The organism is Devosia lucknowensis, assembly GCF_900177655.1.
In the GTDB taxonomy this organism is placed as follows: Bacteria; Pseudomonadota; Alphaproteobacteria; order Rhizobiales; family Devosiaceae; genus Devosia; species Devosia lucknowensis.
Window position 1 is genome coordinate 1,113,566 of sequence record NZ_FXWK01000001.1, and the last position, 20,137, is coordinate 1,133,702.

Annotated in this window: 19 protein-coding genes; 7 read left to right on the forward strand and 12 right to left on the reverse strand. The window is 60.6% G+C overall.

All coding sequences use genetic code 11. The features are described 5' to 3' along the window. Positions 1-15: 15 nt before the first annotated feature. From CCK88_RS05245 to aspS, 4 genes are all read right to left on the reverse strand, one after another. On the reverse strand, positions 16-306 hold the full coding sequence (locus CCK88_RS05245; RefSeq protein WP_086469439.1) for a Dabb family protein: 291 nt from the start codon (positions 304-306) through the stop codon (positions 16-18). After that, on the reverse strand, positions 303-2,588 hold the full coding sequence (locus CCK88_RS05250) for an NADP-dependent malic enzyme (protein WP_086469440.1): 2,286 nt from the start codon (positions 2,586-2,588) through the stop codon (positions 303-305). Before CCK88_RS05250 ends, CCK88_RS05245 begins: the two co-directional genes overlap by 4 nt. A 187-nt stretch (positions 2,589-2,775) precedes the next feature. Continuing rightward, positions 2,776-4,374 (reverse strand): EAL domain-containing protein, encoded by a 1,599-nt coding sequence (locus CCK88_RS05255; protein WP_140048892.1) that lies wholly within the window; start codon positions 4,372-4,374, stop codon positions 2,776-2,778. A gap of 152 nt (positions 4,375-4,526) precedes the next feature. Further along, a complete protein-coding gene (gene aspS, locus CCK88_RS05260) occupies positions 4,527-6,317 on the reverse strand; it encodes an aspartate--tRNA ligase (RefSeq protein WP_086469442.1) in 1,791 nt (596 codons plus the stop codon). A 184-nt stretch (positions 6,318-6,501) separates the two neighbouring features. Between aspS and rnd the strand changes: the two genes are divergently transcribed. Further along, positions 6,502-7,671, forward strand: coding sequence for a ribonuclease D (gene rnd, locus CCK88_RS05265; protein ID WP_140048893.1), 1,170 nt, complete (start codon positions 6,502-6,504; stop codon positions 7,669-7,671). Position 7,672: 1 nt separating this feature from the next. On the opposite strand, the gene CCK88_RS05270 is transcribed toward rnd, so the two are convergent. The 4 genes from CCK88_RS05270 to CCK88_RS05285 are packed head-to-tail and all read right to left on the reverse strand — an operon-like array spanning position 7,673 to position 13,175. Then, positions 7,673-9,208, reverse strand: a complete 1,536-nt coding sequence (locus tag CCK88_RS05270; protein WP_170926359.1) for a Ppx/GppA phosphatase family protein — start codon at positions 9,206-9,208, stop codon at positions 7,673-7,675. Between the two features lie 2 nt (positions 9,209-9,210). Then, positions 9,211-11,376, reverse strand: coding sequence for an RNA degradosome polyphosphate kinase (locus CCK88_RS05275; RefSeq protein WP_086469444.1), 2,166 nt, complete (start codon positions 11,374-11,376; stop codon positions 9,211-9,213). Beyond that, positions 11,369-12,097, reverse strand: a complete 729-nt coding sequence (locus CCK88_RS05280; RefSeq protein ID WP_086469445.1) for a P-loop NTPase family protein — start codon at positions 12,095-12,097, stop codon at positions 11,369-11,371. Before CCK88_RS05280 ends, CCK88_RS05275 begins: the two co-directional genes overlap by 8 nt. Beyond that, a complete protein-coding gene (locus CCK88_RS05285) occupies positions 12,084-13,175 on the reverse strand; it encodes an AI-2E family transporter (RefSeq protein WP_086469446.1) in 1,092 nt (363 codons plus the stop codon). The genes CCK88_RS05280 and CCK88_RS05285 overlap by 14 nt, the downstream gene beginning before the upstream one ends. 133 nt (positions 13,176-13,308) lie before the next feature. Between CCK88_RS05285 and purM the strand changes: the two genes are divergently transcribed. From purM to CCK88_RS05305, 5 genes are all read left to right on the forward strand, one after another. Continuing rightward, complete coding sequence (gene purM, locus CCK88_RS05290; protein WP_086469447.1) at positions 13,309-14,385, forward strand: phosphoribosylformylglycinamidine cyclo-ligase; 1,077 nt, start codon at positions 13,309-13,311, stop codon at positions 14,383-14,385. Beyond that, on the forward strand, positions 14,382-14,966 hold the full coding sequence (gene purN / locus CCK88_RS05295; protein WP_086469448.1) for a phosphoribosylglycinamide formyltransferase: 585 nt from the start codon (positions 14,382-14,384) through the stop codon (positions 14,964-14,966). Before purM ends, purN begins: the two co-directional genes overlap by 4 nt. Positions 14,967-15,114: 148 nt before the next feature. After that, a complete protein-coding gene (locus CCK88_RS05300; RefSeq protein ID WP_086470825.1) occupies positions 15,115-16,005 on the forward strand; it encodes a DMT family transporter in 891 nt (296 codons plus the stop codon). Between the two features lie 51 nt (positions 16,006-16,056). Then, positions 16,057-16,272, forward strand: coding sequence for a hypothetical protein (locus tag CCK88_RS18205; protein WP_140048894.1), 216 nt, complete (start codon positions 16,057-16,059; stop codon positions 16,270-16,272). A 1-nt stretch (position 16,273) separates the two neighbouring features. Beyond that, on the forward strand, positions 16,274-16,462 hold the full coding sequence (locus CCK88_RS05305; RefSeq protein WP_086469449.1) for a hypothetical protein: 189 nt from the start codon (positions 16,274-16,276) through the stop codon (positions 16,460-16,462). A gap of 2 nt (positions 16,463-16,464) precedes the next feature. Here CCK88_RS05305 and gatB read toward each other — a convergent pair whose 3' ends face one another. The 3 genes from gatB to CCK88_RS05320 form a co-directional block, all read right to left on the reverse strand. Further along, the gene (gatB, locus tag CCK88_RS05310) at positions 16,465-17,964 is read right to left on the reverse strand and encodes an Asp-tRNA(Asn)/Glu-tRNA(Gln) amidotransferase subunit GatB (RefSeq protein WP_086469450.1); all 1,500 of its coding nucleotides are present in this window, start codon (positions 17,962-17,964) and stop codon (positions 16,465-16,467) included. Between the two features lie 81 nt (positions 17,965-18,045). Then, the gene (locus CCK88_RS05315; protein ID WP_086469451.1) at positions 18,046-18,555 is read right to left on the reverse strand and encodes a GNAT family N-acetyltransferase; all 510 of its coding nucleotides are present in this window, start codon (positions 18,553-18,555) and stop codon (positions 18,046-18,048) included. Between the two features lie 9 nt (positions 18,556-18,564). Beyond that, entirely contained in the window at positions 18,565-18,879 is a 315-nt protein-coding gene (locus tag CCK88_RS05320) for a chorismate mutase (RefSeq protein ID WP_086469452.1), read from the reverse strand. A gap of 122 nt (positions 18,880-19,001) precedes the next feature. Between CCK88_RS05320 and CCK88_RS05325 the strand changes: the two genes are divergently transcribed. Next, on the forward strand, positions 19,002-19,721 hold the full coding sequence (locus CCK88_RS05325) for a DUF998 domain-containing protein (protein ID WP_170926360.1): 720 nt from the start codon (positions 19,002-19,004) through the stop codon (positions 19,719-19,721). Between the two features lie 50 nt (positions 19,722-19,771). On the opposite strand, the gene CCK88_RS05330 is transcribed toward CCK88_RS05325, so the two are convergent. Continuing rightward, positions 19,772-20,134: a hypothetical protein gene (locus CCK88_RS05330; protein WP_086469454.1), complete on the reverse strand. Its 363-nt coding sequence runs from the start codon at positions 20,132-20,134 to the stop codon at positions 19,772-19,774. Between the last annotated feature and the right edge of the window lie 3 nt (positions 20,135-20,137).

The following is a 20,137-nucleotide window of genomic DNA, read 5'->3' on the forward strand; positions in this document are numbered from 1 at the left end:
GGATTGTACCGATCCCTAGAGCGGCACGTAGTCGACCTCCTGAAAGCGGTCCACTTCTGGTACCCAGCGATCCCGCACGAATGCCACGTGGTCTGGGTGATCGTTGTAACCCTCATACGCGGCGGCGTCGTCGAACTCCATGGAGAATCCGAAGGCGAAATCTGCCTTCGGGCTGGTCTGGCGCAGCCGTTCGAACTTGTTCACACCCGGTATCGCGGCCAGCACGAGGGCGGCGTCGAGAAAGTCCCGCTCCTCGGTTGAGCCCGCGCCATGCTTCAGAGTGAAAACGACGGTGTGCCGGATCACTTCGCTGCCCCCATAGCTTCATTTGCCGCGATCGCCGCCATGTTGACGATGCCTCGGCTGGTGACTGATGGCGCCAGAATATGCGCGGGAGCCTGCATGCCCATCAGGATCGGGCCGACGGCCAGCGCATTGTTCATCTCCTTAAGCAGCGTCATCGACAGATTGGCCGCGTCAAGGTCTGGGAACACCAGCAGATTGGCTTCGCCCTTGAGGACCGTGTCTGGGATATAGCGCTCCCGCAGGCTCTCATTGAGCGCCAGGTCGCCCTGCATCTCGCCCTCCACGATCAGCTCGGGAGCGATCGCCTTGAGCTTGGCATAGGCCTCACGCATCTTTTCGCTGCTATCGCCGTCACGCGATCCAAAATTGGAATAACTCAACAAGGCTGCGCGCGCCTCGATGTTGAAGCGTTTGAGATGATCGCGCGCCTGCAGCGTGATTGAGACGATTTCATCGGCGCTGGGGTTCTGACTGACATAGGTATCGGTCAGGAAAAACGCGCCGCGCGGCATGATCAGCATGGAAAGGGCCGAGGCCTCGGTCACACCCTGCTGCAGTCCGATGATCGAGCGGATGTCGCGGACATGCTTGATGAACCGCCCCTGTAGACCGCAAAGCAGCGCGTCCGCCTCGCCGCGCTTGACGGCCAGTGCGCCGATCACCGTTGTATTCGTGCGCACGATTGTGCGCGCGGTGTCCGGTGTCACGCCATTACGGCCCACCAGCGAGTGGAACAGGCTGACATAATCGCGATATCGCGGATCGTCTTCTGGATTGATCACCTCAAAATCTCGACCGGGCTGGATCGAGAGGCCAAAGCGCTCGATACGCGCCTCCAGGACCGCAGGTCGACCGATCAGGATCGGGCGGGCGATGCCTTCTTCGAGCAGCACTTGGGCCGCCCGCAGCACGCGTTCGTCCTCTCCATCGGCAAAGGCGATACGTTTCCCCTGCCCCTGTGCGCGATCAATGATCGGCTTCATCACGAGGCCGGAGCGGAACACGAAGCGGTTGAGGCTGTCGAGATAGGCCTCCCAATCCTCGATCGGCTTCTTGGCTACACCCGTGTCCATCGCAGCACGCGCTACGGCGGGCGCGATCCGCAGAATCAGCCGCTGGTCGAACGGGTTGGGAATGATGTGTTCCGGCCCATAAACGGCGGGCGCCCCCGAAGGAGAAACCTCAAGGCCCGGTTCATGAGCCAGCTTGGCAATGGCACGAACCGCAGCAAGCTTCATCTCCTCATTGATGGTGGTCGCATGGACGTCAAGCGCACCACGGAAAATGAAGGGGAAACAGAGAACGTTATTGACCTGGTTGGGATAGTCCGACCGCCCGGTGCAGACCATTGCATCCGGCCGCGTTTCCTTCGCCACTTCAGGCATGATTTCTGGGTTCGGATTGGCCAGAGCAAGGATCAACGGGCGCGGCGCCATTCTCGCCAGCATGTCCGGCTTCAGCGCGCCGGCTGCTGACAGTCCCAGGAAGACGTCGGCGCCCTCAATAACCTCGGCCAGCGTTGTGGCGTCGCTGGTGCGACGAAACTGTCCGCGCCACTTGTCATTCACGTCGTTGCGCTTGTGGGTGACGAGACCATCCTTGTCGGCGACCCAGATATTCTCGTGCCTGGCGCCGAGCGCCACCAGAACGTTGAGGCAAGCGATGGCTGCGGCCCCTGCTCCGGACGTACAGATTTTCACGTCCTCGATCTTTTTACCCGAAAGCTCGAGACCGTTCAGCACAGCCGCGCCCACGATGATGGCCGTTCCATGCTGATCATCATGGAACACGGGGATCGGCATGCGCTCGCGCAGCGTTTCCTCGATCTCGAAACAGTCCGGCGCCCGGATATCTTCCAAGTTGATGCCGCCAAAGGTCGGCCACAGCGGCGCCACGGCATCGATGAATTTCTGGGGATTGATCTCGTCGATCTCGAGATCGAACACGTCGATCCCGGCGAACTTCTTGAACAGAACCGCCTTGCCTTCCATCACCGGCTTGCTTGCCAGCGCGCCGATATTGCCAAGCCCGAGCACGGCTGTCCCATTGGAGATCACCGCAACAAGATTCTGGCGCGACGTGTAGCGCGCCACGGCCTCGGGGAATTCTGCGATTTCCTCGCAGGGGGCAGCAACGCCGGGAGAATAGGCAAGGGCCAGGTCGCGCTGGTTGCCAAGCGGCTTGATCGCCTGGATTTCCAGCTTGCCCGGCTTGGGGAACTCATGGAAATGCAGCGCCGCCTCACGAAGGGCCTTGCGCTGTTCGGTGATATCGGTCGACACGAAACTCTCTCCCAGGCAGTCCAGTTGGCCGCGTTGGTGCCATCAATCATCGGGATTGAAAAGACCGGATCAGCCTAAGCCAGCGAGTCGAAGGCAAAAATACGGCTCTGGAAGAGACGGACGGCGATTACAACGTTTTCAGTGACAGGCTCGCGACAGCCTGCGTAGCAATAGGTCACACCTGGACTCAGGCGGCCGATGCGACAACCTCTAGTCGTGGCTGGTTCTTGGTCGTTGCATGGAGTGCTAAAGCCAGCTCCCTGTAGGCCCCGATCTTCAACGCCGGCGCGAAGATGTAACCCTGGGCATGCAGCACCCCGCGTGAGCGAAGGTAAAGCGCCTGCTCCTCGGTCTCGACGCCCTCGGCTACGATTTCGCAATCGAGGTCCTTCGCCATCGCGATCAACCCATCCAGCACGGGCACCTGCGTTGTCCCTGGCTTGATCATGTCGACGAAGATGCGGTCGATCTTGATGACGTCGACACCCAACGTGGCAAGGTAGGCGAGATTGGAGTGTCCCGTTCCCGCATCGTCCATTGCCAGCCGCGCTCCCAGGGCGTGGAGACCGGAAATAACGCTGGTCGTCGTCATTGAATTATTGAGCGGGCGACGCTCGGTGATTTCGAACACCAGTTGCCGGAAACTGATCGGCGACTGGCCAAAAATTGCCTGCACGTCCTCTACGATGCCGACGTCGCGGAAATGTCCCTCGAACAGATTGATCGAAATCTTCATGTCTGGCATCGTTTTGGACAGGTCGCCGAGATCATTTCGGACCTGCTGCATCAGCGAGACCGTCATCGGTATCGCAAGGCCAGTAACCTCTGCATAGTCGATGAACGCACCGGGCGGAATAACCTGGCCATTGCGTTTTTCCCAACGGCACAGCACTTCGCAACCCACGAGTTCGCCTGTGCGCAGATTGATGACCGGCTGGTAGTATGGCTTGATCTCATTGCGCTCGATGGCACGCTCGAGGTCGAAGGCAGGTACGCGAGAGCGGCGCACATAGCTCAGGTTCAGGAGCAGGAAGACAGCGCTCGAAACGCAGGCAATGATCGTGAATACGACGTCGAGATCTGCGTAGTCCGCCCGCACCATGGCAAATGGCACGGCATACTCAACCTTGATCGGGAACTGACCGGCATAGCCTTGCGCGCTAACGTAGTCTGACCCGGCGACCCTCCGGTCAAATCCCGACGGATCCCCGATCGTCATGATCGACAACCCATTGGTCAGCGTCACGCGCATCATGGCGCCGTTGGGCAGGTTCTCCGAAAGTGAGGTCTCGGACTGGCCGAGCATGGGCACGAATGCCGAGACACGCCGCGTTTCGCCGAAGGTCTGGGTCACTTTCAGCGCCGGCATGTCCAGGTCACCCAGCTTGACCACAGTCATGGTTTCGGTGAGGCCGGGTATAGGCAAAGGCTGCGAAAGGGGCGAGTAGCTGACGACACGTCCATAGGCATCGCAATATTGAACGCCATCCAGGTTCTCGACCAGCACCTGTCTGAGATTGAGACTGCCCTCGATAGCCGTCTGGGCATTGGTCACAAAGGTCGGCGTACATAGGGAAGGGCTGGCCGCGATCACCTGGCGTAGCGTACTCACGCCATCCATTGCACCCGAATTTATTCGCGAGCTGATCGTCTCAACATACTGCTGTGCATACGCTTTCTGCCTGTACTGAACATAAGCGTCCAGCAAGTAGTCCACCGCAACAATGGGCACGAACGCCAGAATGGCGCCCATCAGCATCAGGACATGTGAAAATCTCGACTTCACCGGCGAATCCGCACCCGGAAAAACTTGCCTACCTGACTACCAAGTGAAGTTTTAACGGGTCGTTAATGCTGATTAACTGCCGATAACCACTCGAAAACGAATGGGGCGCCCTGTTGGACGCCCCACCTCAAACGCTTTGGCCGAAAACCTGTTTAGCTTTGCACGTTCAGACGAATGCTGAGTTCGCGAAGTTGCTTGGCGGAAGCCTGGCTGGGCGCGCCCATCAGCAGGTCCTGTGCCTGCTGGTTCATTGGGAAGGCGGTGATTTCGCGCAGGTTTGCCACGCCGCACAAAAGCATGACGATGCGGTCGATGCCGAAGGCTGCACCGCCATGCGGCGGCGCGCCGTACTGGAATGCGCGATACAGCCCGCCGAACTGCTCTTCAACCTCGGAACGCGATTTGCCCGTAAGCTCGAACGCCTTGATCATGGTTTCCGGCTCCTGGTTACGGATGGAGCCGGATGCGATTTCGAAGCCGTTGCACACCGCGTCGTACTGATAGGCCTTGAGCGACAGCGGGTCGTCGCCATTGAGCCCGTCAATGCCACCCTGCGGCATCGAGAACGGATTATGGGCGAAGTCGATGCGCTTTTCTTCTTCGCTCCACTCATAGAACGGGAAATCGACGATCCAGCACAGCGCGAACTGTTCAGAATCGACGAGGCCGAGATCGGTGCCGACCTTGGTGCGGGCTTCGCCAGCGAACTTGTAGAATTTGTCGGGGCGACCGGCGACGAAGAACACCGCATCGCCGTCGTCAAGCCCGAGTTGGGCCTTGAGGGCAGCAGTGCGCTCCTCGCCAATGTTCTTGGCGATCGGGCCGGAGCCCTGCCCATCCTTGAAGAAGATGTAGCCAAGCCCCGGCTGGCCTTCACCCTGCGCCCAGGCGTTCATGCGGTCGCAGAATGCCCGGCCGATTGGCTCGGCGCCGGGCTTGTTCTTGGCAGGAATCGCCCAGACTTCGACCTTGGAGTCGGCCTCGATCTGGTTGGCGAAGACCTTGAAGCCCGAACCGGCAAAATGCTCGGTGACGCCTTGGATCTCGATCGGGTTGCGCAGGTCAGGCTTGTCCGAACCGTATTTGCGGATCGCGGTGTCGTAGGGGATGCGCGGCCAGCCCTTGGTCACGCGCTTGCCATCTGCAAACTGCTCGAAAACATTGGTGATCACAGGTTCGACCGTGTTCCACACGTCTTCCTGGGTCACGAAGCTCATTTCAAGGTCGAGCTGGTAGAATTCGCCCGGCAGGCGATCGGCACGCGGATCTTCATCGCGGAAGCAGGGCGCAACCTGGAAGTAGCGATCAAAGCCAGCGACCATCAGCAGCTGCTTGTACTGCTGCGGTGCCTGCGGGAGCGCAAAGAACGTACCGGGATGAATGCGGCTCGGCACCAGGAAGTCACGGGCGCCTTCCGGCGAAGACGCGGTCAAGATCGGCGTCGAAAATTCGGTGAACCCTGCCCCGCCCATTCCGGCGCGCATTGCAGAAATGATCTTTGTGCGCTTCAGGATATTGGCGTGCAGCTTCTCGCGACGCAGGTCGAGGAAGCGGTATTTGAGACGGATATCTTCCGGATAATCGGCATCACCGAACACCGGCAGCGGCAGTTCCTTGGCCTCCGAGAGAACTTCGATCTCGCGAATGAACACCTCGATAGTCCCGGTCGGGATGTTTGGATTGACCGCCGCGGCATCGCGCAGCTTTACCTCGCCATCGATACGAAGCACCCATTCCGAGCGAACCTTTTCCGCGGCCGAAAAGGCTGCAGAATCAGGATCGATCACGCATTGGGTAATCCCGTAGTTGTCGCGCAGGTCGATAAACAGCAGGCCGCCATGGTCGCGTACGCGGTGAACCCAGCCGCTGAGGCGGACATTATTGCCGGCATCACCGGCCGTAAGGGCACCACACGTGTGGGAACGGTAACGATGAAGGGTCATGTCAGGTCTCGAAAATGCTGGAGAAAGGCCGGAATCTAGGGCGGGAAAAGCGCATGGCAGCCGCCGCTTGTCAAGCAACGGCGGCATATCGGTTTTCGGACCTTTATCGCAAGGGAAATCGAAGGTGGAGCAATTGGCTAGCACCTGCTAGGAAGAATATTGACGAATTTGAGACGGTATCGGAATGGACCTGATTGTTTCCACAGACGTGCTTGCCGAATTTTGTGAGCGCGCCGCACAGTTTGAATTTGTAACGGTCGATACCGAATTTCTGCGTGAGACCACCTATTGGCCGCGTCTTTGCCTGATCCAGGTAGCGACAGACGACGAAGCGGTTTTGATCGATCCGCTTGCGCCGGACATCAAGCTCGCACCTTTTTTCAAGCTGCTGGCCAATCCCGGCGTGACCAAGGTCTTCCACGCCGCGCGCCAGGACGTGGAAATCTTCGTCAAGCTGACCGGCGCCGTGCCTCACAATATCTTCGACACGCAGGTGGCGGCCAGCGTCTGCGGTTTTGGTGATAGCGCGTCCTACGACAGTCTCGTGCGGGCCATCTGCAAGGTCGAGCTGGACAAATCCTCGCGCTTCACCGACTGGTCTGCCCGTCCGCTCACAGAAAAGCAGCGTACCTACGCGCTCGCCGACGTCACCTACCTGCGCGATATCTATCGCGAACTGCGCAAGCAGGTAGAGGAAACACGTCGTTGGGATTGGGTCGAAGACGAGATGACCACGCTCCGGAGCATCGACACCTATGTCGTGCAGCCCGAGCAGGCGTGGGAACGTCTCAAGATGAAGTTCAACCGGCCGCGCGATCTCGCTGCCCTCAAAGTGCTGGCGCAGTGGCGCGAACAGAAGGCGCAGGACACTGACCAGCCGCGCAGCCGCATTCTGAAAGATGACGTGCTTGGAGAACTGGCCGCCCAGCGTCCGCTGACGCCCGACGCATTCGAGAAGCTTCGCGCCGTGCCACGCGGTTTCGGTCGCAGCGCCTCCGCCGGCGAAATCATGTCCCTGCTTCGGGACGTCGAAGCCTTGCCCAAGGGCGCCCTGCCCGCCATGCCGGAACGCTACCGCGGCCCGTCGCCCAAGGGTGCGGTTGGCGATTTGATCCGCGTCCTGCTCAAGGCCGTTTCCGAACAACATGGTGTAGCTGCCCGCATCATCGCCACGTCGGATGAAATCGACGCTCTGGTCCTCGATGACGACGCCGACGTGCCTGCCCTCAAAGGATGGCGCCGCAAGCTCTTTGGCGAGAAGGCATTGGCCATCAAGCATGGCCGCATAGGCCTCGTCGCCACCCGAAAGGGCATCATCGAGTTTGCGGTCAACTCGACCCAGGCAGCAGAGTGAACTAGCTCACGACGACGCGGGATTCAGCAAATCCCGCTTCTTCTGCAAACTGCCTTAGTCTGTTGCGCAGATGATCGCCATTGAGGAAAGCGAAGTCGCTGGGCAGGTTGAGCAGCAGCGACTTGCCCTCAGTGCTGAAATGCGCCCGGGGCAGTATCCCTGGCATCGCTGCCGTCATCGGATACGCCACGCGCATCAGCGCCCCAATCAAACGGGCCCGCGCGGTGAGCTCCGGCGCCCCCAGGGGCGTCAGCGCCTGAGCCGCTTTGCTCTTGAGGCCGTCGTAGCGAATGGCCATGACCTGAGCCAGAAACGACCGGCCCGGATGATCCACGCCCGTCAGCGATCCATAGGCCACGGCATCGACGCTCTGAGGTCCGCGATAGTCGGGATGTGACCGCCAGCCAATATCGGCGAGAAGACAAGCCACGATGCGCAGCCGCATCTCCTGCGGTGTTTCTGCTACATGCGCACAATCAAAATACTGGCTGGTGAATTCGATGAGATCGTTCGCGTGGGCAGGCGATCGCGAGCGGAGGATCGAGAGCTCTTCAGCACCCTGGATCAACGGATCTATCGCGCGCTCCCGGTCGTCTAGTTTGCCGTAAAGATACCCTTCACGGACACCGAGCGCAGAGAATACGACGCTTCCGAACTTCCCGACCTTGAGCAATTCTGACAGCGCCGCGGCTCCGAAAGGCACCAATTCACGCCGCGAATTGCTGACGTTGCCTGAGCCTGGATAATTCTTGAGCGAGTCCGCAGCAACGATGTCGTCGCAGAAGCGGATCATCTCGTCGGCCTGAACAACGTAGTCCTGGACCATGTGCAGCGGATAATCGCAATGGCCCTGATGAAGCTTGGCCAGCGACCGCCAGGTTCCGCCGATCGCGGCAAACTGGCCGCCCTGCTCGTCACCGTCGATGATGGAGCCGACCAGCCGTTCGCGCACCAGCGCAGCGGCCTTCTTTGGCGAGCCGTCGGCATCATCCTGCAGCCGGATCACCCCGAGTTCGAAGCTTTCGCCGTTGGTGTCGAGCCCGTTGGCAATGTCCGAGAATTCGAGGCTGCCGCCCCCCAGGTCCCCGACGACACCGGCGAACCCCGGAATACCGGCGACAACGCCGAGCGCCGCATAGTGGGCCTCTTCCTCACCACTCAGCACTCTGACAGGGGCTTCCATGACAGCTTCGACCGCACTCACGAACTCGGCACGGTTCGCCGCATCGCGCACCGCCGAAGTCGCCAGGACATAAACCTTCCCCACGCGCATCATGCGCGCGACAAGCGCGAAGCGTTTCATCGCCTCGAGCGCAATAGCCATATTGGATTCGGCGAGGCGGCCCGTCTGGGCCATCCCGCGCCCGAGGGCGCAGGCGGATTTTTCGTTGTAAAGGGGCGTCAGTGCACGCGCATGCCGTTCGTAAACGACGAGACGAACTGAGTTCGAACCGATGTCCAGAACAGCCACTGGGCGGGCGCCCTTGATGCGCCCCTGCGCGGTTGGATCGGCGTCGACGCCCCAGAACTGTGTCAAACTTATCCCTCGTCGCTCTCCGTCATGCCTGCACTGCCGCGACCGGACAGGGACGGATTGGTCATGAAGTAGTCGTGCGCGTTGAAGGGCTCCTCACCCTCGCCCACCTTTACACGATGCGAGCTGCCATCGGGAAGCACTTCCCAGCTCTGCTGGTTGTCCCTCAGATAGGCAACCAGAATCCGATCGAGTATCTGCTTGTGCACAGTCTCGTTGAGGATCGGCACCATAACTTCCACGCGCCCGTCGAGGTTGCGCCCCATGAGATCCGCGGACGATATATAGACCTTGGCGCGCGGTGAAGGCATCGCCTCGCCATTACCGAAACAGTAGATGCGACTGTGTTCGAGGAAGCGTCCGACCACCGATTTGACGCGGATGTTTTCGGAGAAACCCGGAATTCCGGGCCGCAGGCAGCAAATGCCGCGCACAATGAGGTCGACTTTCACGCCGGCCTGGCTCGCATCGTAGAGCGCGTCAATCACTTGCGGATCGACCAGCGAGTTCATCTTGAGCAGGATCGAAGCTGGCTGGCCGCTGCGGGCCAGTTCGATTTCCCGGCCGATATTGTCGACCAGGGTCTGGCGAAGGTTGACCGGCGACACCGCAATGGTCTCGAGTTCGGTGGGCCGGGCATAGCCCGTGATGAAGTTGAACACGCGCGCCACGTCGCGTGTAATCGAGGGATCGATCGTGAAGTAGCTTAGATCGGTGTAGATCTTGGCTGTGATCGGGTGGTAGTTCCCTGTGCCGATATGGCAGTAGCTGACCAGTTTGCCTTTCTCGCGGCGCACCACTTGGCTAAGCTTGGCATGGGTTTTGAGTTCCACGAACCCGAAAACCACTTGCGCGCCCGCGCGTTCGAGATCGCGCGCCCAGCGAATATTGGCCTCTTCGTCAAACCGTGCCTTGAGCTCGACGAGACAGGTCACCGACTTGCCCGCTTCCGCTGCCATGACCAGGGCCTTGACGATCGGGCTGTCCGATGAGGTGCGATACAGCGTCTGCTTGATCGCGACCACGTCCGGGTCGCGCGCGGCCTGCATCAGGAACTGTGCCACCACGTCGAAACTTTCGAACGGATGGTGGACCAGGATGTCCTTGGCGCGAATGGCGGCGAAGCTGTCACCGTTGTAGTCACGGATACGTTCGGGGAAGCGCGCATGATACGGCTGGAATTTCAGGTCCGGCCTGTCCACGTCACAAATCTTGCGGGCATCGGCAAGCCCGAGGAAGCCGTGGACCTCGAACACATCGGCTTCCTTGACGCCCAGCTGTTCTCCGATCTGGCGCTTGAGAGCGCGCGGCATGGTGCGCTCGATTTCGAGGCGGATCACCTGCCCGCGACGACGCTGCCGCAACGCGCTTTCGAACTCCACGACGAGGTCTGCCGCCTCATCGTCGATTTCGATTTCACTGTCGCGGATGATGCGGAAGGCGCCCGAACCGACCACCTCGTGGCCCGGGAACATCTTGTGGAAGAACAGCTTGACCAGCGTGTCGATGGTGACGACTTCCGACCGGCCTTCCGACACGAGGCCGCTCGGCAGATTGATGAACCGGTCGAGATTGCCGGGGATGCGAACCAGCGCGGTCAGGTGCTGATCCGAATTTGGCCGCTTGAGCTCGAACGCCAGGGCCAGGCCCAGGTTCGGAATAAACGGAAACGGATGCGCCGGATCGACCGCGATCGGCGTGAGGACCGGAAAAATTTCCTCACGGAACAGCTTTTGCAGATAGGCGATCTGCTCGGCTGTCAGATCGTTCTCCTCGTGGATGACGACGTTTTGTGCGAACAGTTCCTCGCGCAGGTCCTTCCAGTGGTCCTGTTGCTCGAGCTGCAGGTGCTGGGCCAGCGTTGCGATTTCTTCGAGCTGTTCGGCTGGCGAAAGGCCATCCGCGCTCTGCTTGGTCAGTCCGGCACGAATCTGGCCTTTGAGGCCGGCCACGCGGACCATGTAGAATTCGTCGAGATTGTTGGCCGAAATGGACACGAAGCGCAGGCGCTCGAGCAGCGGGTGGGAAGCGTTGCCAGCTTCCTCCAGAACCCGCATGTTGAACTGCAACCAGCTCACTTCACGATTGACGAACCGCGCGGGGCTGATGCGCAGTGCCTCGACATCCGGAACCGGGCTTTCGGTCTCGGCATACTCGCTCATCTCATTCATCGGTCTGGGCGTCCCAATCTTCTCTTCGGTCCGGCTTCTGCGCAGCCTGCCGCTGCTCCAGTGCCTCCGATGCTATCGCGCGGGTAATGGCCGACCCCTTTGCAAGGGCCAGCCTGTCCATGAGGTCGACAAGGGCAGCGGCCTCCTCGGGGCTACGCTCCATGCGCGGCACCACATAGCCGATGACCTTGGGATCGACTTTGATCTGTCGATCGCCAAACAGTTTCACGAACATCTGTGACAGTTCGATGTCGTCGCTCGCTTCCAGCCTGAAAACAGGTGCTCGCCGCACCCTTGAGCGGACATCATCGGTGCGGAGGGGCCAAAGCGCAACCTCGACGCGCGCTGTCAGCAGCAACGTGCGCTCGCCACGCATCACCTGGTTCAACAGGTGAAACAGGGCGTGCTCATCGTGGCCAAGCCGGTCGACGTCCTCAACAACGACGGCACGCTGGCTCGGGCTCGAAGCTATGTCTCGTATCGTGTCGCTTGTCGCGAGCAGCGCATTGCTGCGGTCCGCGAAGATCCGCGCCAGATGAGATTTTCCCGATGCTGCCGGCCCGATCAGCAACGTGACGCCATCGGGCCAGTGCGGCCAGGCGAGAATGCGCGCATAGGCAAGGGAATTGCCTTCGCCGACGAGAAAATCATCTTCGGCGTGGGAAGGCTCATGGCCGAGGTCGAGCGGCAGTTGCCGGGGACCTCGATCAGGGCTTGGCATTTTCATCCAGGATGCGGTTTCGCGGGCCGAGGTAGAGCGTACTCTCCTTGTACTTCCGCACCCCGTAGCGCACCAGCACCGACGCAATCGCCGCCATCGGCACCGCCAGCAGCAGTCCGACGAAACCGAACAGCGCACCCAGGGCCAGCAGGGCAAACATCATCCACACCGGGTTGATGTTGATCGAAGAGCCCACCAGCTTGGGATAAAGCACATTGCCTTCTATGAACTGCCAGAACAGGTAGATGCCGGCCACGAGAGCGATCATCCACCAGTTCGGCGAAAATTGTACGAGGGCAATACCGAGCGAGAGGCCCAGCCCCAGTGCAAAGCCGACAAACGGCACGAAACTGAAAAGACCGGCGATGAGGCCGACAGCCAGTCCGTAGTTGAGCCCGATGACACTGAGCGCCGTGGCATAGAATGCCGCGTCGAGCAGCAGCACACTGCCCTGCCCGCGAATGACGCCCGCCATTGACTTGTCGATCTCGCGCAGGATGCCCTTGACCTCGCCCTTGTGCTGCTTGGGCAGCAGGTCGTCGATGCCGCGTACCATCCCTTCCCAGTCCAGCAGCAGGTAGAACGCTACTACAGGCGCCAGCACCGTGAATCCGACAACCGCCGCCCCGGTAAGCCCGATATTGACGAGTTCAGCAGGAAGCGTCGCGATGAAGCCGAGCGCCTGGCGCACCAGGTCGTTGAGGCTCGATTGCAGCTGGGCGGCCCGTTCCGGCCCCAGCCATTCGTTGATTTCGGGCGACCAGGTTACGGCAAGTTGCTGGAGGTCGGTCACATAGCGCGGCAGGCGCTGGATCAGGCCGATGATTTGCTGGCCGATCAGCGGAACGAACATGAAGAACAGGCTCACCACGATGGTGAGGACGCTCAACAGCACCACAACAGTCGCCCAAGCGCGACTGAACCGCCACTTCTGCAGCTGATTGACCAGCGGGTTCAAAAGATAGGCCAGCGCCGCACCGACGACGAAAGGCAAAAGAATGCCGCGGAAGATCCAAAGCACGAGGACGAGGGCGATCAGCAGCCCGATCCAGATGAACACTTGATTTCTGAGTGCCATGAAGCCGGGCAGCCCTTGCGTCTAGATAATCGAAAAGCTATCAGGCCCTCTAACGGCCAACACCGAAATATTCAAGCAACCCGGTTCGCGCGCAGCCATTTGCGCCCGCAATCCCCAGCATGGCACGAGGCTCATGAGCGACGCACAAAACCTGCCATCAAACGGCCTGTCGTACAAGCAGGCTGGCGTTGACATTGATGCGGGCAATGCCCTGGTCGAGGCCATCAAGCCGGCGGTGCGCTCGACGCGCCGGCCCGGGGCCGATGGAGAGATCGGCGGCTTCGGCGGCCTTTTCGATCTCAAGGCCGCAGGCTTCGTAGATCCAGTCCTCGTTGCGGCCAATGACGGCGTGGGTACGAAGCTCAAAATCGCAATCGATACCGGCAAGCACGACACGATCGGGCAGGACCTCGTGGCCATGTGCGTCAACGATCTGGTCGTCCAGGGTGCCGAGCCCCTCTTTTTCCTCGACTATTTCGCCACTGGTAAGCTCGACGTAGCTCAGGGGACTGCAATTGTCGAAGGCATAGCTCATGGCTGCCGTCTCGCCGGCTGCGCTTTGATCGGTGGGGAAACCGCCGAGATGCCGGGCATGTACCACGGCAACGACTACGATCTTGCCGGCTTCGCCGTGGGCGCCGCCGAACGCAGCGCTCTGCTGCCACGCAAGGATATCGCGCCGGGAGACACACTTGTCGCCATCGCCTCTTCCGGTGTCCATTCAAACGGTTATTCGCTGGTCCGCAAGATAGTCGAAGTTTCCGGTCTGGCCTGGGATGCCGAAGCGCCGTTTTCGGCAGGAAAGTCCCTGGCCGAAGCCCTGCTTGAACCCACCCGCATATACGTCAAGCCTCTGCTGGCCGCTCTCAAGGCAGGCATCGGCATCAAGGCTCTCGCCCATATTACCGGTGGTGGCTTTATCGACAACATCCCGCGCGTCCTCCCGGACGCACTCGCAGCCGACATCGATTTGGGAGCTGTATCCGTCCCGGCCGTCTTCGGCTGGCTTTCCAAGGTCGGCGGTATGAGCGAGCGAGAAATGCTCCGCACGTTCAATTGCGGTGTGGGCATGCTTGTCGCAGTTGCCCCTGAAGACGCAGAGAAGCTCGTTGAAAGCCTGACTTCCTCGGGTGAGATTGCCAGCGTGGTCGGCAAGCTGACCGAGCGCACCGGCGAACCGGTGACGTTCACGGGCAAGCTGGCGCTGTGAGCCGCAAGCGCGTCGCCGTCCTGATCTCAGGTCGCGGCTCCAATATGGCCGCCCTGATCGAAGCCGCAAAATCTCCTGACTATCCGGCCGAAATCACGGGTGTGCTGTCCAACAGGGCCGCGGCCGCGGGGCTGGACACAGCCGCTGCCAACGGCATCGCCACGGCATCGCTGGCCCAAAGTAAGTTTCCATCACGCGAAATGTTCGAGGACACCATGACCCGGGTGCTCGAAAGCTGGGAGACCGACTACGTTTGCCTCGCCGGCTTCATGCGTATCCTCGGCGAAGATTTCGTCAATCGCTGGATGGGCCGGATGATCAACATCCATCCATCCCTGCTCCCCGCCTATAAGGGTCTAGACACCCACGAACGCGTCCTGGCCGATGGCGCCACGGAGCATGGATGTTCGGTCCATTTCGTGACGCCGGGGCTCGATGAGGGTCCTGTCATTCTCCAAGCTCGCGTCCCCGTGCTTGCCGGCGATACGCCGGAAACCCTGTCGGCACGTGTGCTGGTGGAAGAACACAGGATCTACCCGGACGCTTTGCGACTGTTGGCCTCGGGCGAGGTACGGCTTTAGCCGATCCGCCAACTGGCGCTCACCTCGCGTCAGCACAATGAGGTCTGAATTAGCGCCATCACGAACTTTGATGATGCCATTGTGAAAATCGGTTCGACCTTTGTTCGTGCCGGGCGTAGCGTGCCGCGCGTTTCAGATGGGTGGTTTCATGAGTCTGCGCGACTGGTTCTGGATCGTTCTGCTGGGCGCCATCTGGGGCTGCTCATTCGTCTTCAATGCGATCCTCATCCGCGAACTGGGTCCGCTTTGGGTGACATCACTCCGCGTTGGCATCGGCGCCCTGGGCTGCTGGTGCGTGATGTTCGCGCTGCGCAAACCCGTTCCGCGTGATCCGGTTCTATGGTTGCAACTCGCCGGGCTGGGCGTCGTCGCCTATGCCATACCGTTCGCACTCTTCCCACTCGCCCAGGCGCATCTTGCCAGTGGCATTGCCGCCATCATCAACGCTCTGACACCTATGGTCACGGCCGTCATCTCGCATTTCTGGATCGGGGGAGAGAAAGCGTCGGGAACGAAGTTCACCGGCGTCGGCATCGGTTTCATTGGCGCCGCAATACTGGTCTCCCCTGCCTTGTCCTCAGGCGGCACATCCCAACTGTGGGCCGTGGCAGCCTGCCTGGGCGCCACATGCTGCTACGCGCTGACGCTTAACATCACGCGCAGTTTCAAGCATGTGGAGCCGACAGCCTTCGCGTCGATCGCTCTGACTGGAGCAGCCGTCATCGCCATGCCGGTCGCATTCTTTACAGAAGGCGTACCGCACATGAACCGGCCTGAAACCTTCGGCGCAGCCCTCGCCATTGGCCTGTTGTCCACGGCCTTCACGTTCCAGATTATGTATCGCATCCTACCGCGGGTCGGCGCCACCAACTTCGCGACCACGACGTTCATCGCGCCGATCTCGGCACTCATCATCGGCGTCACCGTTCTCGGGGAAGCCATCCTGCCGATCCAGCTCGTCGGCATGTTGGTAATCTTCTTCGGCCTCCTGTTCATTGACGGCCGCATCCGTCAGATCTGGCGCCGCGCGCCGGTCTGATCGGCAGGAACTCTCAGGGTCTCCTCCCGTTGGTTGGGCAGGAGACCCATAATGCCCGATCCGATGACACCTGATATCGATCCGCGCCCGATCCCTGAGATCGTGCCGCAGCCCCAGCCCGAACCGCCGCAGCCGATCGAGCCCTTTCCTCAGGCCCCCGAGGAAATGCCACCAACGCCCGATCAGCCGGTTGAAGAACCGTTGCCGCCCCGGACCCCGGAAATTCCGCCGGAGCCCGGACACGAACCACGCCCAAGGGAAATCTGAAATGCCCGATCCACTGGAACGCCGTCCCGAAAATCGTGAAATCGTCCCTGATCACGCGCCGTCCATGCCGACGCACCTGCCGACCGAGGACACGGACAACCCACACAGCACGCCGTTGCGCAAGGATATAGATCACGACGAACTCGATCCGGATCTCCCGTCCGAACCGAGCCGCGATAAGGCGCCCTGAGCCTATTCGATGCCGAGCTTTGCCTTCATGAGATCGTTGAGGGCCTGCGGATTGGCCTTGCCACCGGAAGCCTTCATGGCCTGACCGACAAACCATCCGATCATCGTGGGCTTGGCCTTCACCTTCTCGACCTGGTCCGGGTTGGCCGCGATGATGTCATCCACGATCTTTTCGATCGCTCCGAGATCGGTCACCTGCTTGAGCCCCCGACGCTCGACGACCTCCGCCGGATCGGCTTCAGGCTCTTCCGAGATCAGGATCTGCAGGACGTCCTTGCCGCCCTTGGACGAAATCGTGCCACCGGCGATCAAGTCGACGAGCCCGGAGATCTGCGCGGGCCGCAGATGGGTTTCCCAAACAGCCAGACCCTGGCTATTGGCAAACGCCGCTACGTCGCCGTTGAGAATATTGGCGACTGCCTTGCCGTCACGCTTGGTGCCACCATGGGCGACGCACGCCTCGTAGTAATCTGCTGTTTCCCTGTCCAGAGTCAGCACCATCGCGTCATATGCTGTCACGCCGTAGTCCGCGATAAAGCGTGCCTGCTTTTCATCCGGCAGTTCCGGCAAACCTTCCGCCATCGCAGCGACGAAAGCGTCGTCAAATTCGAGGGGTAGCAGGTCGGGATCGGGGAAATAGCGATAGTCGTGCGCTTCTTCCTTTGATCGCATCGACCGCGTCTCACCTGTCTTCGGATCGTAGAGGCGGGTCTCCTGGTCGATGGAGCCGCCATCTTCCAGAATGTCGATCTGCCGGCGTGCCTCGTATTCAATGGCCTGGCCGGCGAAGCGGATCGAATTGACGTTCTTGATCTCGCAGCGCGTGCCGAACTCGCCACCCGGGCGGCGCACCGAGACGTTGACGTCGGCGCGCATGGAGCCCTGCTCCATGTTTCCGTCGCAGGTCCCCAGATAGCGCAGGATCGTGCGCAGCTTAGCGAGATATGACTTTGCTTCTTCCGAAGACCGAAGGTCGGGCTTGGACACGATTTCCATCAGGGCGACACCGGACCTGTTGAGATCGACAAAGCTCATGTTGGGGTGCTGGTCATGGATCGACTTGCCGGCATCCTGTTCCAGATGGAGGCGCTCGATGCCGATCTCGATCCGCTCACCGTCGACGTCGAGCAGCACCTTGCCCTCGCCAACGATGGGATCCTTGAACTGGCTGATCTGGTAGCCCTGCGGCAGGTCCGGATAGAAGTAGTTCTTGCGGTCGAAGACCGAGCGCTTGTTGATCTGCGCCTTGAGCCCCAGCCCGGTCCGCACTGCCTGGCGCACGCATTCTTCGTTGATCGTAGGCAGCATGCCCGGCATGGCCGCATCAACGAAGCTCACATTCGCATTGGGCGGGTTGCCGAAGGCCGTCGACGATCCGGAGAACAACTTGCTCTCGCTGGTCACCTGCGCGTGCACTTCCATGCCGATGATCACTTCCCAGTCGCCGGTCGAGCCGGAAATCAGGCGTTTCTTGTCGGGGGTGCGGGTATCAACGAGGGTCACGGGGCAGTCCTGAAAGACAAGGCAAATCTGGCCTTCTGCTTACCGGTCTTGCCAGGGTGTTGCAACAGCTTCGGCGCTGCCTCACTCCTCGCCGATGTCACCGTCATAGGGCTTGAGCCGCTTCTCCAGGTGCACGCTCACAAATGGATCGTGTCCGTCGCGTCCGTCGGGTCGCAGGGCCAGGATTCGATAGCCCTGCCGCTCGTAAAACCTAACTGCGCGCACATGGTCAGCTGGAGTTTCGAGGTGCACACGTTCGGCCCCATGAAGTTCGAGCAGGGTTTCCATTCTATCAAGCAGGGCCGAACCGATGCCGTGCCCCTGCAGCTCAGGTACGACGAAGAGGTACGGTATGTAGCTCCGCCCCGGCGCGCGCGAACACCAGCCGACGACAACACCATCCACATCGGCCACAATGGTGCTTCGCCATCCATGGCCAACGGCATGTGACAACCTTCGGCGTTCCGCCTCGCGCATGCCCGGCCGGTCGGCCAGGATCGGCAGGATGCCTTTTTCCCAGGCCCGGTAAGCGATATCGGCAAGACGAGGGGCATCGGTGATTTCCGCTTTGCGTATCCGAATGCCCGGCATAGTCGCCTCCTACTTGGCGCGTTTGCGCGCCGCGATGATGCCCTTCTCGTAGTTGACGTTCCAGTTGATCAGGGTCCGCCACATAAGTTCGGCCTGATCTTCGTCGAGATCAAGGTCCAAACTGCGCGAGCGGACTTTCGCGATGATGGCTTCGATCCGGGTTGGATCGTAGGCCTCGTGCGGGTCGGTCTTTATTTCCGCCATGCGCGTCACGTAACCATGGCGTTCCGCAAACAGATTGAGCAGGGCCTGATCGATACGGTCGATCTCGGCACGAACGTCGTCCTTGGTCTGGCATTCTGCGGGCAGCTTGGCAGCGGTCACGGCCTGTCCTCTCTGGTTGAATGGTGCTGGTTTGCACTGGGGGCGGCGCGATTTCAACCCGGCCATGCGTCGCAATCGGAACGCATCGGCAGGTTGGTCATTTTCCCTCTACGGAGGAGCCGATGACGAGCCAGGAACGATGGGGCGCGATTTGCTGGCTTTTGAGCGCCGAATTCTTCGCCGCTCAGTTGATCGCCCATCTGGCTGCGCCGGGCCACGATCTCTTTCTCTATGACATCAGCCTTTTAGGCATATCCAGCTGTGGTGTTTTCGAGGTTGCGACCTCGGGCAATTCCGACCTCGTATGCTCGCCGCTACATCACGTGTTCAATGTCGGTATCGTCCTGCAGGGAGCGCTCATCATCTTGGGTGTCTGGCTGACGCGGAACCTCTGGCCAACGGATTTGTTCGCCTCCTGGGGCCTCCTGCTCCTCGGCCTGGGAGGCATTGGGGCGATGATGGTCGGCGCTTTTCCGGTCGATGACCACATGCTGCTCCATATTGTCGGCGCCGTCACGGCCATCGCCGGGCCTGGCGTGGCATTCCTTCTCCTTGCCCGCTCGCTCTGGGATCACGCCCCGTCGCTCGCGCGCTGGACACTGATGGTGGGTGTAATAGTTCTGCTGGCCGGCCTCGGCCACGCTCTGGGCGGCCAACCCTTCGGCCGCGGGACGATGGAACGCCTGGCGGTGTGGCCCCAGACCCTTTGGTACATTGGATTGGGCGCGGCAATGTTGACGCAGTCAGTAACCGCTGGCGCGCACTTCCGGCCAAGGATTGCTGCGCGCAATGTCGTCGCCGGATCGACCGCGCTCCGACGCCGCCCAGCCCCGTCGAACTAGGATGGCGTGCCCCGCATTCTCACCTGGCAATGCTGAGGCAGCCTGGATCGTCACAAGGACGACGTGCCGCGCAGGTCGTTCCACATGTCGTAAAATGTTGCATCAGACGGATCGAGGCTCTCCTCGACCGTGTTGAGCATCAGATCCACTGTGCCCGCCGGCACGACGTGATCGATCTCCTGCATGAAATGCAGCAGCCAGTAGAACATCAGGCCCTGAAAGCTCCGGTCTGCCGAGAGTTGGCCCACGAAAGCCTGCGTCGTTTCGTTGACGACGATCTGGCGCTCGTTCGTTGTCTGCAATTCAACCAGCACGTTGTACATGTTGGTCGCGGTGGTCGTCAGCGTCTCGATCACTTCGCCTTGCGCTGCGACCAGTCGTTCCAGATGCTCGATGCGTTGTTCGAGGGTCATCGC